This window comes from Chryseolinea serpens (genome assembly GCF_900129725.1).
GTDB classification, from domain to species: Bacteria; Bacteroidota; Bacteroidia; order Cytophagales; family Cyclobacteriaceae; genus Chryseolinea; species Chryseolinea serpens.
On the sequence record NZ_FQWQ01000003.1, the window covers coordinates 665,675 to 680,675 of the forward strand.

Genomic DNA, 15,001 nt, shown 5'->3' on the forward strand with positions numbered 1-15,001 from the left:
ATCTTCTGCGAAGAAGCGGGTTGTCACGACCCTTTTCGGATCCTCCAATCAGAAGGATAAAGATTGTTCATGCGATTATCCAGCACGTTTGCCCATCCCAGGGGGATGTCGTTGTGATAGATTAGGGTGAATCCCTTTTTTTCTGTGGAGATCGTCAAGGGTTCTTTTCGTAAATATTGTAGCGCCTCCGGGAGGCCCACGTCAAGCCGGAGGAAGTTTTCCGGTTGCAGGTCTATTGACAAAGCCAGGGGATGTTCGGGAATAAGTTTTTCGTGCTTCACCGTGGCCATGACGATGCCGGCCGTGATGAGGTAGAGATTTTTAGCGAGGAAGTCGATGTCTGGCGTTTTATTTTGGGGAAAGCATTGCACCTGGTCGTGCCGGAGGATGAATGTTTTTTCGGCGCCGTTCTTTACCCAGGCACTTAGTTGTTCGATTATTTTTTTTGAAGGACCGGTGAACGAATTTTTATGTCTCACCCGGCTTTCCCGCGCCTCCTCTGTTTTGCGGATCACGCAAAGAAAAAAGCCTTCGCCTTTTACGCGGTGCGGATAGAACCGATAGCCGGGAATGCCATGGTGGTCGACGGCCTCAACGCCCCATTGTTCATTCACCATCAGCGGTACGAATTCCACATCGTGTTCTTGTCGAAGCCATTCCAGGTTGTCTTCGTTTTCGTCGGGGTTGTAGGTGCAGGTGGAGTAGAAGAGGAGGCCGCCGGTTTTCAGGGCGGGCCATACGTCGCTCAGGATGCGGCGTTGCCGTTTGGAGCAGAGGGCCACGTTGTCGGGCGACCATTCTTCCATGGCGTGCTTGTCTTTGCGAAACAATCCCTCGCCCGAACAGGGGGCATCGATCACCATCACATCAAAGAAACCCGGGAGGCGCTGAAAATCCTGCGGATCATTGTGCACGACCACGGCATTTCCGTATCCCCACTTCTGTATGTTCTCGGCCAGCACGTTCGCCCGGGACCGGATCACTTCATTGGACACCAGCAGACTCTGTTCATTCATCAGGCTGAGCAAATGCGTTGACTTGCCACCAGGTGCCGCGCAAAGGTCCAGCACGTTGATCGCTTTTTGTGCGTCAACCACCTGCCGGAAAGCCTGCTCCAGGAACATGGAACTGGCCTCCTGAACATAATAGGCACCCGCATGAAAGTGCGGGTCGAGTGTGAAGGAGGGCCGTTCGTTCAGATAATATCCCGACGTCGTCCAGGGCACGGGCAGGGCGCCGGCGGGTGGACGTTGCAGTTTGGCTGGATTGAGTCGAATGCTCACCGGCGAAGGTTGCTGATGGGCTGCGCTGAAGTCATCCCAGCGCATACCCAATTGCTCGCGCATGCGCAGCTCAAATGACGGTGGAAATTGGGTATCGCTCATGAAAAAAATTAAGGGGTCTGGATACGTCGCGAGAGCACGCCGGCCTGGCGCATTCCTTTTGTTAGCGGGGCAAATTAGCGCTTTGCATTTGATTTATCGATTTGATCACGACGAGTTGAAGATCAGTTTTGAGAAATGGCTAACTTGGCTTTTGTATGACCAACCCAAACGACCCTATTCTTAAAAGCTGGGTGCCTGTGCCCCCGCACAGCGACTTCCCCATCCAAAACCTGCCCTTCGGCATTTTCCGCACGGCCAGCACCTCGCCGCGGGCAGGCGTGGCGATAGGTGACGTGATCGTGGACCTGGCCGCTTTAGCGGAGCTTGGGTTTTTCAAGACGCTGAATTTGCCATCCGGCATTTTTAGTCAATCTACCCTCAACGACTTTTTTGCGTTGGGAAAGAAAACGATCCGCAATGTGCGGGAGCGGATTTCGCAGTTACTGCGTCACGACAACAAAGAACTATCATCACACGAAAGTGTAAACAAGGTATTGATCCCCCAAAACGTTGCGACTTTGCTCTTGCCGGTTCGTGTGCCGAACTACACGGACTTCTACAGCAGCGAAGAACACGCCACCAACGTGGGGTCTATGTTTCGCGATCCGAAAAATGCATTGCTCCCCAACTGGAAACATTTGCCCGTGGGCTACCACGGTCGCGCTTCTTCCATCGTGGTGTCGGGCACACCCATTCGCCGGCCGCGCGGCCAGGTGAAGATGGGAGAGGAGCCACCCGTTTTTTGCCCTTCGCATAAATTGGATTTTGAAGTGGAGATGGCCTTTATCACCTGCAGCGAAACAGCGCTGGGTCATCCCATTCATACCCACGAAGCCGAGGAACATATCGCCGGTTTTGCCCTGTTCAACGATTGGTCTGCACGCGACATCCAGCAATGGGAATATGTTCCGCTGGGGCCATTTTTAGGAAAGAACTTTGGATCGACCCTGTCGCCCTGGATCGTCACGATGGATGCTTTGGAGCCCTTTCGGGTGGAAGGGCCATCGCAAAATCCGCATGTGCTTCCGTATCTTTCTTATGCGGGGAAAAAGAATTTTGATATTGTGATGGAGGCGCTCATCCAGCCCGAAGGCGTGGAGGCATCCGTGGTGTGCCGGACGAATTTCAAGTACATGTATTGGAATGTAAATCAACAGCTGGCCCATCACACCGTGAACGGCTGCAACATACAAGTTGGCGATGTCTATGCGTCGGGCACGATCAGCGGCCCGTCGCCCGGTTCGTTCGGCTCGCTGCTGGAGCTCTCCTGGAATGGACAAAAATCCCTTCACATGGCCGATGGCACCGAGCGCACGTTCCTGCGCGACGGCGACACGGTGACGCTGCACGCTTACGCCGAACGCGACGGGGTTCGCATTGGCTTTGGAGCGTGCAGCGGCAAAATACTTCCCTCGCTATAAACGAAACGTGTATGCGTAAACTGTCATTTTATTTCTTCCTCATCGCCCTGGTTATCGTGGACAGCTTTCTGCTTTCCAAGCCCAATTTGCTGGGCAAGATCGGCTTGATCATTTATAAGTATCACTACCTGCGCACCTTTCCCCGCACGTTGCTCACGGTGTCTATCGTGGTGGTCGTCGCTTTTGTTCTGGCCGAGCTGATCAGCTTTTTGGTGAAACGGAGAACGTTGAAGCGGGCGTTGGGAACCATCGTGCTGGCCCTCCTCATAGCCGTTTCTTTTGCCGCGCTTGTCAAAACAGGTATGGATTTTTCGACCTGGACCTACAGTCACACGGGGTTGCGTTTTCGGTTTGGTGCCTACCTGTTGCCTACACTATTGATCGTGCTTTTTACCTATGCGCTGGTGAAGCTCCCCAAACCGGATGAAGTCTTCCCGGAGTCGCCGCTCAACCCCGGTGTTCCGGCCAATAAAGATATCACGCCCATGCCCTGATGTTATGCTGACCCTGGATCCCACAAAAATACCATTGCCTCAACTCCACCAATATTTGCTGGGGGCTGTTACCCCACGGCCGATCGCTTTCGCCAGCACGGTCGACAAAAGCGGTAACGTGAACCTGAGCCCCTTTAGCTTCTTCAATTGCTTTGGCTACAATCCACCCCTCCTGATCTTCTCGCCTTCCCGGAGAGGGCGCGACAACACGACCAAGGACACGTATGAAAACGTACTGGAGGTGCCGGAAGTGGTCATCAACATCGTGAACCACGCCATGGTGCAGCAAGCCTCCCTGGCCAGCGTTGAATATCCACGCGGGGTCAACGAATTTGTGAAGGCTGGTCTCACGCCGGTGGCTTCCACCCTGGTCAAGCCTCCACGGGTGGGTGAAGCGCCCGTGTCGTTTGAATGTAAAGTGACACAGGTCATTGCCACGGGCGACCAGGCCGGTGCCGGCAACCTGGTGCTCTGCCAGGTGATGCTGATGCACATCAAGGAGGAGATCCTCGACGAACAAGGAAAGATCGATCCCTTCAAGCTCGACGCCGTGGCCCGGCTGGGCGGCGACTGGTATTGTCGTGTGGGACCGGAATCTATTTTTAAAGTGCCCAAGCCCTTGCAGACCATTGGCATCGGTGTTGATCAAATCCCGGAACATATCCGGCTCAGTAAGGTCCTCACGGGAAATGACCTCGGCATGCTGGGGAACGTTGAAAAATTGCCAGGTGAGTTGTCTCTACAGACCATCCGAAACCAACCGGATTTTCTCCAAGCCCGGACAAATGGTGGGGAGGCGATTCACCGGCTGGCACAAGCGTATTTGAAACAAGGCCGTGTAGAGGAAGCGTGGAGCATCCTGTTAGCTTGAGAAATACGGGTGAGTATTCTTTCGGCGCCCATCAGCAACGGCTGGGGTATACTCCAGGTCAAAATCTGGAACGAACGAGAAGAGGCTGCCTTTTTGGGGCAGCCTCTCATATGTTAACTAATCAAAGTAAATCTTAATCTCTGTACAGTACGCCTTTCACGGCCTTTATCGTCTTGCTGACGTTGGGCAGGATGGCTTCAATGAGCGTGGGTGCGTAGGGCAGGGGCACGTCGAAGCTGTTCACGCGTTGGATGGGGGCGTCCAGGTAATCGAAGGCATGCTTTTGCACGTGGTAGGTGATCTCCGTAGCGATGGAGGACAGGGGCCAGGCCTCTTCCACGATCACCAGGCGATTGGTCTTTTTCACCGACTCCACGATGGCCGCATAGTCGATGGGGCGCACCGAGCGGAGGTCGATCACCTCGGCGGAGATGCCGTCTTTTTCCAGCTCGGCAGCAGCGGCCAGGGCCACTTTCATGATCTTGCCAAACGAAACGATGGTCACATCCGTGCCGGGCTTCTTGATGTCGGCCACGCCAAGGGGAATGAGGTATTCTTCTGTGGGCACTTCCATCTTGTCGCCATACATCACTTCCGACTCCATGAAGATCACGGGGTCATTGTCGCGGATGGACGACTTCAGGAGGCCTTTTGCGTCGTAGGGGTTGGAAGGCACCACCACCTTCAATCCAGGGGTGTTGGCAAACCAGTTCTCGAAGTTCTGGGAGTGTTGGGCACCCAGTTGGCCCGCGTTGCCCGTAGGGCCACGGAACACCATGGGGGCACTGTATTGGCCGCCCGACATGGAAAGGATCTTGGCAGCACTGTTGATGATCTGATCGATCGCCACCAGCGAGAAGTTGAAGGTCATGAACTCCACCACGGGGCGAAGGCCGTTCATGGCCGCTCCCACGCCGATGCCGGCAAAGCCCAGTTCGGAAATGGGTGTATCCAGGACGCGTTCCGGTCCAAATTCGTCCAGCATACCCTGGCTCACTTTGTAGGCGCCGTTGTATTCTGCCACTTCTTCCCCCATCAATATAACGCTGGGATCTCTGCGCATTTCTTCGTTCAAGGCCTCGCGGAGGGCCTCTCTAAACTGGATTTCTCTCATAGCATTTCTTCAGAAAGTGCGTAAAAATAGGGGCCGGACAAACAGGATAAAAGCATTCCCCACTTTTTATTGGGGAGCCCCAAAACAAAAAGCCCCGGCTTTTGGCCGGGGCTTCTCTGTTTAACCAATGAGATCGATTATTTCAATGCATTTCTGAAGGCTTCGGTAGCGGCGAATTTCGAGAATTCCAGGTCGCTCAAAGCGGCTTCTTTCAATGAAGGATCGGCTTTCACAGCGCTGCTCAGGTTGCTCACCACGTCGTCGGCGTTGCCGAGGCGGGCAGAAGCTACTGCGGCACCATAGTAAGCGATGGCCAGGTTGCTGTTCTTGGCAGTGGCTTCCTTGAAGGAAGTCAGACCATTTTGGTAGTCTTTGTTCAACACTTGAGCCAAGCCTTTGTTGAAAAGGTTGTCGGCGTTGTCGGCAGCAGCAGATTCGGAGCTAACGGCGGCAGCGTACTGAGCTTTTACGATTTCAGCAGCACCTTTCACACCGTTCACACCGGCAGCATTGTCGCCTTTCAGGCCAGCGCCGAGAGCTTTGGTAGCGTGGTTGTAGGCAGCATAAGCGTTGCCTTTCATCATGCTTACAGAAGCCAGGTTGGCGTGTACTTCGGGAGCTTCGTTCAACTTAGCAGCAATTTCCAATTGTGCCTGAGCTTTGTCGGCCAGGGCAGCAGCGTTGCTGGGGTTTTCGATAGCTTGTGCAATGTATACGGCACCGAGGTTGTTGTGAGCATTCCAGTTGGAGCCTTTCTTGGTAGCGGCTTCGTAGATCGCTGCTTTTTCTTCCAGGGAAGGAGTCAACGTAGCGGCGTACATCATTTCTTCGAAAGAAAGGGTGTCGGCAGAGATCGCGCCTTGTGTTACTTGCTTGGAGAGAACAGACATTTCAGCGTCGGTCTTCTTGTCTTTCACCACCAGGATCTCGGTCTTAGCAGTTCTCAATTTAGGATATACATCCTTGAACACTTTCTTGTAGGTCTTCAGTTTCTTGAATTGTTTTTCAACATCTTCGAAAGAACCGCCAGCGTTGATGATGTTCAGGTATTCAGCTTTCTCTTCGGAAGTGATGCCTTCGTAAGTAGAGAGTGTGTTCTTGAATTCGTTCCAGTCCTGGATAACAGGCTTCAGGATGAAGTTGATCGAATCGGCTTTGCCTTTGTAGTCGTACTTCTTCATTTCAGCACGATAGAATTTTTCGATGGCAGCAGCGCGATCGGGCGACAATTTAGCGTTGATACGCTCAGCACCTTCAGGGGAGTGGGTACCGGTGATGGTAACGGTACGGGTAGCGTTCTTGGAAGCGATGAAGGCATCCAGTTGTTTACCTTTTGTGCTCTTGATTTCGGTAGGTCTCAGTACGGATCTGCCTTGTTCGAAGATGAAATCAGGGATCACTACAGGAACAAGTTCTTCCTGGTTGTTATAACCATGTTCTGCGAAAGCAGCGAAGTATACGGGTTTCACCAGTTTAGAGGTGGTGATGATGCCGGTAGCTACCGGGAGACGGGGAGTTTTCTTGGCTTTTTCGCCTTTGGAAGCTACGCCTTCAACTTCCACAGTACCTGTTTTGTATGCGGGTTGATAAGGGAATGAGAAGCTTTTGGTTACACGGGGAGGCTCGGTCTTGCTGTTAGGATAGTCCTCAGCTTTGAACGGGATGGGGTCCAGCGCCAGTTCGTTGGTGCCATACTTGTAGAAGGTGTTTACCGTGTAGACGGTTCCTTTCTTCAACATTTTAACCGGAAGGTTAGCCGCCATATCGAAGGCAACCGTATCCTTGTGAACCTCCAGCGGGTTCGGAGTAACCGTCAATTGCTGGTCTTTTGACATTTTCACCATCTTGGGCAGGGTACAGCCCGCGAGGGTAAGTACTGCGAAGATCAGAAATGAGTAAACTACTTTTCTCATTGGATTTAGATTTATTGGTTGATTTAAACAGGTTTGCAAAACTATACTTATGTGTATTTTTTTGCAATTATACTCAAAAAAATATGAAGGACCCCGACATTTTGAGGGGGGTGGCGCGTTATATTTGTGAGCCGAACTTTTGGTCGACAAATCAACTTTTTGGGAAGTCGAAAGTATACTAAAGGGCATATATGGACCGTGTAGCAGATAAAATCCAACTTTTCTTTGAGACCTACGCCTTTGGAGTGTGTACACACCTGGGGGAGAAGTTAGGTGTTGCAACATCCTCCATTCGCCTCTTTTTCATCTATGCGAGCTTCATCACGTTCGGGTCACCGGTCATCATCTACCTGTCGCTGGCCTTTATCATGAACATGCGCAAGCACCTTCGTAAGCGCACCCCCGTGTGGGATTATTGACCCATCCTTCTCTTCCCTTTCACATAGAAATCCAACACAATGCTGCCCGGGTAAACTACCTTTCGGGGATACGTTGGGTATTGTTCGTGAATCGCTCGACGCTTCCGTCTATCCCTGGCATAGTGCCGTATAAAATGTAAATGTGCCTTTCCTACGGCGTTAAAATTTCCCGGTTGGCCCTTGAGCAAGAAGACCACCGCGGCCAGCCAGTCCAACACGAGGCGGAGCGGAAGTTTGTAGAACAACTCCGCGCGATCGAAATGCTTATAGATCAGCGAGAGTCCGTTACGGAAATTGAGATACGTTTTCCTGGGATTGTCATAACCCAGGGTGCCCGCGCCCAGGTGAAAGATGGTGCTCTGTCCACAGTAGCAAACCCGGAGGCCCGCGCGGTTCAGCTTCCAGCACAGGTCGATCTCTTCCATGTGGGCGAAGAAGTCTTCGTCGAAACCGCCCATGTCGTGGAACGCATCGGCCCGGATCACCAGGCAGGCGCCGGAGGCCCAGAACACATCAGTGGTATCGTTGTATTGCCCGGTATCCTGCTCCACCACATCAAACAAGCGCCCGCGGCAAAACGGATAGCCCAGGGCGTCGATCAGCCCGCCACCGGCCCCGGCGTGTTCGAAGGTGTTCTGCTGGCGATACGACAGGATCTTGGGCTGCACGGCAGCAATGGTCTCATCCGAATCCAGGAGTTGGGTGAGGGGGGACAACCAGTGGGGGGTGACTTCAATGTCGGAGTTCAACAACACGTAATGGTCCGCCTGAACTTGCAACAGCGCCCGGTTATAGCCGCCGCAGTAGCCGTAATTCTGATCCAGCACAATGCGTTTAACCGACGGGAAATCCTTTTGAAGTATGGCCAGGGAGTTGTCGGTGGAGGCGTTGTCGGCCACGACGATCTCGGCACCTCCGGAATGCTGCAGCACCGAGGGCAGGAACTTCGGTAACAGCGCGGCGCCGTTGTAGTTGAGAATGACAACTGCCGTTTGGCTCATCCCATCAAACTGCCGAGGTCCATACCCGGAATGTTGGGCAACAGCCCATCCGTATTCTTGCGCACTTCTTCTTTGGCCATAACGTCAGCCGCATCCATGGCTTTGTTGACGGCCGCCACCACGAGGTCTTGCAGGATGACTTTGTCTTCACCCTTGAGGAGAGCGGGGTCGATGTCGAGAGCGATCAGCGTTTTTTTTCCGGTAACCGTAGCTTTCACCATGCCGGCACCCGATTCGCCTTGCGCCTGGAGCTTCTCCAGGTTGTCCTGCACTTCTTTCATACGGGCTTGGAATTCTTTTACCTTGCCCATCATTTTCATCATATCAAACATAGCTTGCTCGTTTCGGTTTTGTGAATGGCTTTCTTCCCGGTAAAGGTAAAGGATTGTGGGTAAATGGTGTGGGCAAAATCCAATACATTCTGCCGGGTCCCTGAGAACCTTGATTTTACTGCTTTCGGAATAGCACGATGGTGCCCGATCGTTCGGAGGTGCGGTTGATGAGGTCGGTGATCTTTGCCTTGAACACATAGGTGCCTTCCGGCATGATGTTGCCCCGGTAGGTGCCATCCCAACCCTGCGTGGCATTGTCGGTAAAGAATAGCTGTTCACCCCAGCGGTTGAAGATCTTGAATTCGAACCGCGACGTGTATTGCCCCACCACTTTGAAGATATCGTTCAACCCGTCGCCATTGGGTGTGAAAGCAGAGGGATAGAAGAGGTTCGGTTCTTTGATGAGCGTGATCACATTGGACACCGACACGGGAATGCCCGCATCCACCGCGGTGGCCGTGACACGATAAACGTATACCTGGTGTGTGAAATCCTCCGCATCGTCCAGCAGCGTGGTGGCCGTGCCGGTGTCGAAAGTCTGGAGCAGTTGTCCCTGGTCGTCGAATTTTTCTACGTGATAGTTGGCCACACCATTTTTCCAGCCGCCATAGGACGTCCACGAAAGGTTGATGCTGTTGTCGGACTGCACCGTGCCGGAAAGTTGTATCGGACAAACATCCGGGCTTGCGGGACTGCTGTTGCCACAAACATCCTGGTAGCCGATCCGGTAACAGATGGTGGCGTCGGTGGCGTAGGCGTCATCGGTAAATGAAGGCGTGGTCGACGTTCCCAGGGGGATGTAGTTCCCGTTTGTCCCTTTTGTGATGGTGTAGGTTTTGGCGTTGAAGGCCGGGTCTTGCGTCCATTGAAGGGCGACGGAATTGTCGCTCACGACGGCGGAAACATCCTCCACAACGGTGGGGATATTGGTGGAGATGGCCGTGGCACATTTTTGAAGCGAGATGCTTTTGCTGCCGTTGGCGTAGTTTGATGTGAGCTGGTAGCAATATTCCGTTCCGCAGGTGATGGCCGTGTCGTCATAGGACGTGGCGCCCGCGGCGACCGCGATGGGGCCTGTAGTACTTTTGGCGAGTGAGTAGCCGGTAATGCCGGTTGCCGAAGTAGTCCACGTGGCCTTGTTGACGTTGTTTTGTGGCGACACGTCAAAATTCGCGCTAGCAATCACGTCTGTGGGGTAAACCGTGGTGTTGACACAGGGATCGAAAACACCCATCCGAAAACGATAGTAGTTGTCATCGGCGATCAGGTTCTTCACCGTGGTCGTCGTGGCGTTGTAGACGGTTTGCAACTGCTGGAAATTGCCGGCATTGGTGGCGATGTCCAGTTTGTAGAGGGTGTTGGGAACGTCGTTAAAATCCAATTGAATCTGGTCGGCGCTTAAAACAGTCAGTTGCGTGATGGTTGGCGTTGCCAGCGTCGGCACCACATCGACAGATTGGACGGCGGCATTGCAATTGTCGGCGGCACCCAGGTTCACGCCCTTCACGCTGACACTTTTATTGCCGGACGACGCAAACGCGTGTGTGTCTTTCGCCAGGCTGCCCGACGGAACCGGGGGCATCACGACGCCGTCGCTATAGCTGATGATATACTGATTGTAGTTGGTGTCGGAGACCTTTACCTGCACTTCATTGCCACCGCAGGTATACAGGTCAAACGCCGGTTGTATGTTGGGCACCACCGTGATGGTGATCTCATCGAAACCCAGGGTTTGGAACAGAACTTTCAATGTGTACGTGCCGGGTTGTGTGTAGACGTGGCTGAACGCCAGGGATTGGAAGTTGTTATTTCCCTCATAGTCCATGTCGCAGGGTGTCGTGGCATTGCAGGGCGGAACGGTACTCACCACGTTCACTGTGAGGGGCGCGCATCCCTTGATTTGATCCACCGTGAAGTTGCCATCATTGCTGACGTATTGTGCATGTGCCACCAGGATGCCCATGAACAAGAAGAAAAGCAGTATGAGGGATCTACGATTCATGCGAGGGGCTCCAGTGTTTCAGAAATTCTTCTGCTTTTTTGATGTCATCATGCAATACGCGGTCTTCCTCTATAAACGGCACCGTCTTTCGGAAAGTATCCACAAAATCTTCAAGATACGGAGAAGTTTTCAAAGGCCGCCGGAAGGTGAGCGCCTGGGCGGCCGTGAGCAGTTCGATGGCCAGGATGGAATAGAGATTGTTCACTACCCTGAGCGCCTTCGTGGCCGCATTGGCGCCCATGCTCACGTGGTCCTCCTGTCCGTTCGACGAGACAATGGAGTCGACGGAGGCTGGCATGCAGAGCTGTTTGTTCTGGCTTACCAGGGAGGCGGCTGTGTATTGCGGGATCATCAGTCCGGAATGGATACCGGGAGTGGCCACAAGGTAATTGGGCAGGTCGCGCAATCCTGCAATAAGTTGGTACGTTCGGCGCTCCGAAATGCTGCCCAACTCCGCCAGGGCAATCGACAGAAAATCGAGGGCCAGGGCCAGGGGCTGGCCGTGGAAATTGCCCGCCGAAATGATGGTGTCTTCGTCGGGGAACACATTGGGATTGTCGGTCACGCTGTTGACCTCCACCAGGAAGACGTTCGTCACATAGTCGATCGTGTCCGCACTCGCGCCGTGCACTTGCGGGATACAACGGAAGGAGTAGGGGTCCTGCACATGTTTCTTGGCCTGCAGGATCAACTCACTGTTTGCTAAAATATCTTTTACTTGTGCGGCCACCCTCATTTGTCCAGCATGCGGACGAATGGCATGCACCTGGGGAAGGAACGGTTCGATGCGACCATCAAAAGCATCCAACGAAAGCGCCCCGACGATGTTGGCCAATTGCAACAGGCGATGGGCGTGAAGCGTACACCACACACCATAGGCGCTCATGAACTGCGTGCCGTTGAGCAACGCCAGGCCTTCTTTTGCCTGCAGACGGAGTGGTGGCCATTGCATTGCTTTTTGCAGCGCGTTGCCGGTGATCCGCTTTCCTTCATGGTGTACTTCGCCTAACCCAATCAGGGGCAACGTCAGGTGTGCCAGCGGTGCCAGGTCGCCCGATGCACCCAGCGAACCCATCTCGTAAATGACCGGGAGCACGTCGCGATTGAACATCGTTGCCAGACGGTCTACGGTTTCGGTCTGCACACCGGAATAGCCATAGGCCAGCGACTGGATCTTGAGGAACAACATAAGCTTCACGATCTCTTCGGGCACCTCGGGGCCGGTGCCACAGGCGTGTGACTTCACCAGGTTTTCCTGCAGTTGCTCCAGTTGATCGGCGGAGATGTTTTTGTTGTACAAAGACCCAAACCCGGTGTTGATGCCGTAGATGGATTGGGTGGTGCCTTGCAATTTTTTATCGAGATAGTCGCGGCAACGGGCAATGCGGTCGCGTGCCTCTTCGGAGAGTTGCACGGTGAGCTTGCCTTCGTGCAGGCGGGAGAGATCTTGCAGGGTTAGCTTCGCGCTGGAGATGTAATGCACCATAGTCGTTGTCGGCGCCTGCTAAGGTTGTTTTATTTTTTCAATAATCCGTTCGATCGGGAGTTTTTCCTGTTCGCCGCGGTCCATATTCTTAAAGGCCAGTAGCCCACTTTGTGCTTCATCCGGGCCAATCACGATCGTGTAGGGGATGGCCTTTTTATTGGCAAAATCCAACTGCTTTTTCAGCTTGGCGTTGTCGGGATAGATCTCGGAGGCAATGCCTTCTGCCCGGAGTGCCGATAATACACCCAGGCCATAGTAGAGACTGTCATCATCCAAATGACAGACCAATACTTTCGACGTTGCCGTGGCGCCTTTGGGGAAAAGATTCAATTCTTCCATGGCGTCGTAAATGCGGTCGACACCAAATGAAAATCCTACTCCGGACAAATTCTCCTTATCACCAAACGCTTGGGTCAGGTTGTCGTAACGGCCGCCGCCACTGACACTTCCGATGGCTACGTTGTTGATCTTCACTTCGAAGATGCACCCGGTGTAGTAGCTGAGGCCCCGGGCGAGGGAGACATCAAACTCCACGTGATTGTCGGAGGCGTTATAGTTCTTAAGCAAATTGAAAACTTCCTGGAGGTCGCGCAAACCTTTCTGGCCGCTCTCGCTCGCGTCGAAGCGTGATTGCAGGAAGGCGCTCTTGTTTGTGTTTGAGCCTTTTACATGGAGGATTTCGAACAAGGTGGTGAGGCTTTCTTCGGAGAAGCCCTTGGGGCGCAGCTCTTCTTTTACTTTTTCCTCTCCAATCTTGTCCAGCTTATCGATGGCCACAAACAACGAGGTCTCGTTTTGTTTTGCACCGATGGTTTCTGCAATGCCGGAAAGAATTCCGCGGTGATTGATCTTGATGGTGTAGTCGACAATGCCCAGGCCTTTGAAGGCTTCGGTGATCATGAGGATGATCTCCGCTTCGCAGAGCAATGAATCGGTCCCGACCACGTCGGCATCGCATTGGTAAAATTCGCGGTACCGTCCTTTTTGGGGACGATCGGCACGCCAGACCGGCTGGATCTGGTAGCGCTTGAAAGGAAAAGTTATTTCGTTCCGGTTCATCACCACAAAGCGCGCAAAGGGAACGGTGAGGTCATAGCGCAAGCCTTTTTCGGCGATGCTGGACGTGATCTGTTTTGAGCTTTTAGTACTTAACAACTCGGCATCGGCGTCCTTTAAGAAATCGCCCGAGTTAAGGATCTTAAAAAGAAGCTGATCGCCTTCCTCTCCATACTTCCCGGTGAGCGTGGACAGGTTTTCCATGGCGGGAGTTTCCAGGGGTTGGAAGCCGAATTTCTGGAATACGTTTCGAATGGTCTCAAAAATAAATTGCCGTTTGGCCATCACGGCAGGGCCAAAATCGCGCGTGCCTTTGGGTAAGGTGGGTTTTTCCATAATATGGCCGCAAAGCTAAAAAGGAAATCGGGGATTTGAAGGGGCCTGCGCGACGTTTTGGGGGAATTGGGGACTTTCGGAAAGCGGGAGAAAAAAATTGAAAAAAGTTTCCATTTATGGAAACTTTTTGTAGGTTTGGGTGTTCGTTAGCTATGACCAGATGGAGGCAAAATTGACATTGTTTTCCTGGAAGAAGCGCGTTCATTTATAGGGTCTATAAATGAAAAAGCGCAGCGTAAGATCCTGTATAACATGGATAAAGCCAGATTTCTGAACGATGTCAGCCTCCTGAAGAAACTGACGCCGGAGATCTGGGAATTCAGAAACACTATACCAGGGGTTGCAATACCGGTTGCTGGCTTTCTGGGACGTAAAACAAAAGCCAACGTTGGTGGTCGCCACGCATGGATTTGTGAAGAAGACCGACAAGGTGGCCCGTGAGGAGATAAAAAAGGCAAATAGTCTAAGGCAGCTTTATATTGAACAATACACATGAAATCGAAATTGAAAACCTACACCCTCGACCAGGTCAAGGACGAAATGATCGGCAAACGGGGCACACCCCGGCGCGACGAATACGAATTTGAACTCACCCTCGAGTTGCTGGGGGAGATGATCAAGACCACGCGCCAGCAGCGGCATCTAACCCAGGAGCAATTGGGCAAGCTGGTGGGTGTCCAGAAGGCACAGATCTCAAAACTGGAAAAAAACGCCACCAATGTGACTGTAGGTACCGTATTGCGGATATTTGATGCACTGAAGGCCAAAATCAATTTCAGGATCGAGCTCGAAAACAAGCGTATTTCGACGCCGGAGGCCGGATTGGGATGAGACCTTGGGGCTTCTCCGGGATTTTCTTCAATAAAAAGGCGAAGGGCCTTTGCAAAACCGGAATTAGCGGTTATTTTTGCGCTCCTTTTAAAGAATTTCAATCATGGCAGTAACCAGACTTAAGAGAAAAGGCCGCAAAGATAAGGCAGTATCCGCAGTAAGACGTCAGTCGCTGAAGAATCAAAACTTCAAGCCCGTGATCAAGAACGTGGATGTAGAAAAGATCAAAGAAGAATTCAAAGCGAAGAAAGCTTAATCTTTCCTCCTTTTAAAATATTGAAAAAGTCCTGCCAGAGCGGGACTTTTTTTATTTTACGCCTTCTAACATCAACCCCTGCCC

Annotated in this window: 16 protein-coding genes; 8 read left to right on the plus strand and 8 right to left on the minus strand. The window is 52.7% G+C overall.

Features of this window, described 5'->3' with window-relative positions; all coding sequences use genetic code 11:
- Positions 1–23 precede the first annotated feature (23 nt).
- A complete protein-coding gene (locus tag BUB30_RS22640) occupies positions 24–1,385 on the minus strand; it encodes a methyltransferase RsmF C-terminal domain-like protein (RefSeq protein WP_073138465.1) in 1,362 nt (453 codons plus the stop codon).
- Between the two features lie 155 nt (positions 1,386–1,540).
- Here BUB30_RS22640 and fahA point away from each other — a divergent pair, with 155 nt between their 5' ends.
- From fahA to BUB30_RS22655, 3 genes are read left to right on the plus strand one after another with little or no spacing between them, the layout of a single operon-like run.
- Positions 1,541–2,806 (plus strand): fumarylacetoacetase, encoded by a 1,266-nt coding sequence (gene fahA, locus BUB30_RS22645; RefSeq protein ID WP_073138467.1) that lies wholly within the window; start codon positions 1,541–1,543, stop codon positions 2,804–2,806.
- A gap of 11 nt (positions 2,807–2,817) precedes the next feature.
- Positions 2,818–3,300, plus strand: a complete 483-nt coding sequence (locus BUB30_RS22650; RefSeq protein ID WP_073138469.1) for a hypothetical protein — start codon at positions 2,818–2,820, stop codon at positions 3,298–3,300.
- A gap of 4 nt (positions 3,301–3,304) precedes the next feature.
- Positions 3,305–4,171 (plus strand): flavin reductase family protein, encoded by an 867-nt coding sequence (locus BUB30_RS22655; protein WP_073138471.1) that lies wholly within the window; start codon positions 3,305–3,307, stop codon positions 4,169–4,171.
- A gap of 133 nt (positions 4,172–4,304) precedes the next feature.
- On the opposite strand, the gene BUB30_RS22660 is transcribed toward BUB30_RS22655, so the two are convergent.
- Together BUB30_RS22660 and BUB30_RS22665 are read right to left on the minus strand one after the other, a co-directional pair.
- On the minus strand, positions 4,305–5,285 hold the full coding sequence (locus BUB30_RS22660) for a pyruvate dehydrogenase complex E1 component subunit beta (protein ID WP_073138473.1): 981 nt from the start codon (positions 5,283–5,285) through the stop codon (positions 4,305–4,307).
- A 137-nt stretch (positions 5,286–5,422) separates the two neighbouring features.
- Entirely contained in the window at positions 5,423–7,198 is a 1,776-nt protein-coding gene (locus BUB30_RS22665) for a TPR end-of-group domain-containing protein (protein ID WP_073138475.1), read from the minus strand.
- A 191-nt stretch (positions 7,199–7,389) separates the two neighbouring features.
- Between BUB30_RS22665 and BUB30_RS22670 the strand changes: the two genes are divergently transcribed.
- A complete protein-coding gene (locus tag BUB30_RS22670; protein WP_073138477.1) occupies positions 7,390–7,617 on the plus strand; it encodes a PspC domain-containing protein in 228 nt (75 codons plus the stop codon).
- Here the strand turns inward: BUB30_RS22670 and BUB30_RS22675 are convergent.
- From BUB30_RS22675 to hisS, 5 genes are all read right to left on the minus strand, one after another.
- Positions 7,611–8,618 (minus strand): glycosyltransferase family 2 protein, encoded by a 1,008-nt coding sequence (locus BUB30_RS22675; RefSeq protein ID WP_073138479.1) that lies wholly within the window; start codon positions 8,616–8,618, stop codon positions 7,611–7,613. The two genes, BUB30_RS22670 and BUB30_RS22675, sit on opposite strands and share 7 nt — an antisense overlap.
- On the minus strand, positions 8,615–8,950 hold the full coding sequence (locus BUB30_RS22680) for a YbaB/EbfC family nucleoid-associated protein (RefSeq protein ID WP_073138481.1): 336 nt from the start codon (positions 8,948–8,950) through the stop codon (positions 8,615–8,617). Before BUB30_RS22680 ends, BUB30_RS22675 begins: the two co-directional genes overlap by 4 nt.
- Positions 8,951–9,065: 115 nt before the next feature.
- Entirely contained in the window at positions 9,066–10,952 is a 1,887-nt protein-coding gene (locus tag BUB30_RS22685) for a T9SS type B sorting domain-containing protein (RefSeq protein WP_073138483.1), read from the minus strand.
- Positions 10,942–12,438, minus strand: a complete 1,497-nt coding sequence (gene hutH, locus BUB30_RS22690; protein ID WP_073138485.1) for a histidine ammonia-lyase — start codon at positions 12,436–12,438, stop codon at positions 10,942–10,944. The genes BUB30_RS22685 and hutH overlap by 11 nt, the downstream gene beginning before the upstream one ends.
- Positions 12,439–12,456: 18 nt before the next feature.
- Positions 12,457–13,830: a histidine--tRNA ligase gene (hisS, locus tag BUB30_RS22695; RefSeq protein ID WP_073138487.1), complete on the minus strand. Its 1,374-nt coding sequence runs from the start codon at positions 13,828–13,830 to the stop codon at positions 12,457–12,459.
- 252 nt (positions 13,831–14,082) lie between these two features.
- Between hisS and BUB30_RS22700 the strand changes: the two genes are divergently transcribed.
- From BUB30_RS22700 to BUB30_RS35250, 4 genes are all read left to right on the plus strand, one after another.
- Positions 14,083–14,271 carry a hypothetical protein gene (locus BUB30_RS22700; RefSeq protein ID WP_245804167.1) on the plus strand — a complete coding sequence of 63 codons (189 nt, stop codon included), beginning with the start codon at positions 14,083–14,085 and terminating at the stop codon, positions 14,269–14,271.
- Entirely contained in the window at positions 14,222–14,326 is a 105-nt protein-coding gene (locus BUB30_RS35675) for a type II toxin-antitoxin system RelE/ParE family toxin (RefSeq protein WP_245804166.1), read from the plus strand. The genes BUB30_RS22700 and BUB30_RS35675 overlap by 50 nt, the downstream gene beginning before the upstream one ends.
- Positions 14,323–14,661 (plus strand): helix-turn-helix domain-containing protein, encoded by a 339-nt coding sequence (locus tag BUB30_RS22705; RefSeq protein ID WP_073138489.1) that lies wholly within the window; start codon positions 14,323–14,325, stop codon positions 14,659–14,661. Before BUB30_RS35675 ends, BUB30_RS22705 begins: the two co-directional genes overlap by 4 nt.
- Before the next feature lie 103 nt (positions 14,662–14,764).
- Positions 14,765–14,917 (plus strand): hypothetical protein, encoded by a 153-nt coding sequence (locus BUB30_RS35250; RefSeq protein ID WP_174236162.1) that lies wholly within the window; start codon positions 14,765–14,767, stop codon positions 14,915–14,917.
- Positions 14,918–15,001: the final 84 nt, after the last annotated feature.

What these genes read in the sequence shown, in the direction of transcription:
- BUB30_RS35250 (WP_174236162.1), top strand. Translation starts at nt 14,765, where the DNA reads ATGGCAGTAACCAGACTTAAGAGAAAAGGCCGCAAAGATAAGGCAGTA.
- BUB30_RS22675 (WP_073138479.1), bottom strand. Translation starts at nt 8,618, where the DNA reads ATGAGCCAAACGGCAGTTGTCATTCTCAACTACAACGGCGCCGCGCTG.
- BUB30_RS22665 (WP_073138475.1), bottom strand. Translation starts at nt 7,198, where the DNA reads ATGAGAAAAGTAGTTTACTCATTTCTGATCTTCGCAGTACTTACCCTC.
- BUB30_RS22670 (WP_073138477.1), top strand. Translation starts at nt 7,390, where the DNA reads ATGGACCGTGTAGCAGATAAAATCCAACTTTTCTTTGAGACCTACGCC.
- BUB30_RS22650 (WP_073138469.1), top strand. Translation starts at nt 2,818, where the DNA reads ATGCGTAAACTGTCATTTTATTTCTTCCTCATCGCCCTGGTTATCGTG.
- BUB30_RS22680 (WP_073138481.1), bottom strand. Translation starts at nt 8,950, where the DNA reads ATGTTTGATATGATGAAAATGATGGGCAAGGTAAAAGAATTCCAAGCC.
- fahA (WP_073138467.1), top strand. Translation starts at nt 1,541, where the DNA reads ATGACCAACCCAAACGACCCTATTCTTAAAAGCTGGGTGCCTGTGCCC.
- BUB30_RS22685 (WP_073138483.1), bottom strand. Translation starts at nt 10,952, where the DNA reads ATGAATCGTAGATCCCTCATACTGCTTTTCTTCTTGTTCATGGGCATC.
- BUB30_RS22700 (WP_245804167.1), top strand. Translation starts at nt 14,083, where the DNA reads ATGGATAAAGCCAGATTTCTGAACGATGTCAGCCTCCTGAAGAAACTG.
- hutH (WP_073138485.1), bottom strand. Translation starts at nt 12,438, where the DNA reads ATGGTGCATTACATCTCCAGCGCGAAGCTAACCCTGCAAGATCTCTCC.
- BUB30_RS22705 (WP_073138489.1), top strand. Translation starts at nt 14,323, where the DNA reads ATGAAATCGAAATTGAAAACCTACACCCTCGACCAGGTCAAGGACGAA.
- BUB30_RS22655 (WP_073138471.1), top strand. Translation starts at nt 3,305, where the DNA reads ATGCTGACCCTGGATCCCACAAAAATACCATTGCCTCAACTCCACCAA.
- BUB30_RS22640 (WP_073138465.1), bottom strand. Translation starts at nt 1,385, where the DNA reads ATGAGCGATACCCAATTTCCACCGTCATTTGAGCTGCGCATGCGCGAG.
- BUB30_RS22660 (WP_073138473.1), bottom strand. Translation starts at nt 5,285, where the DNA reads ATGAGAGAAATCCAGTTTAGAGAGGCCCTCCGCGAGGCCTTGAACGAA.
- hisS (WP_073138487.1), bottom strand. Translation starts at nt 13,830, where the DNA reads ATGGAAAAACCCACCTTACCCAAAGGCACGCGCGATTTTGGCCCTGCC.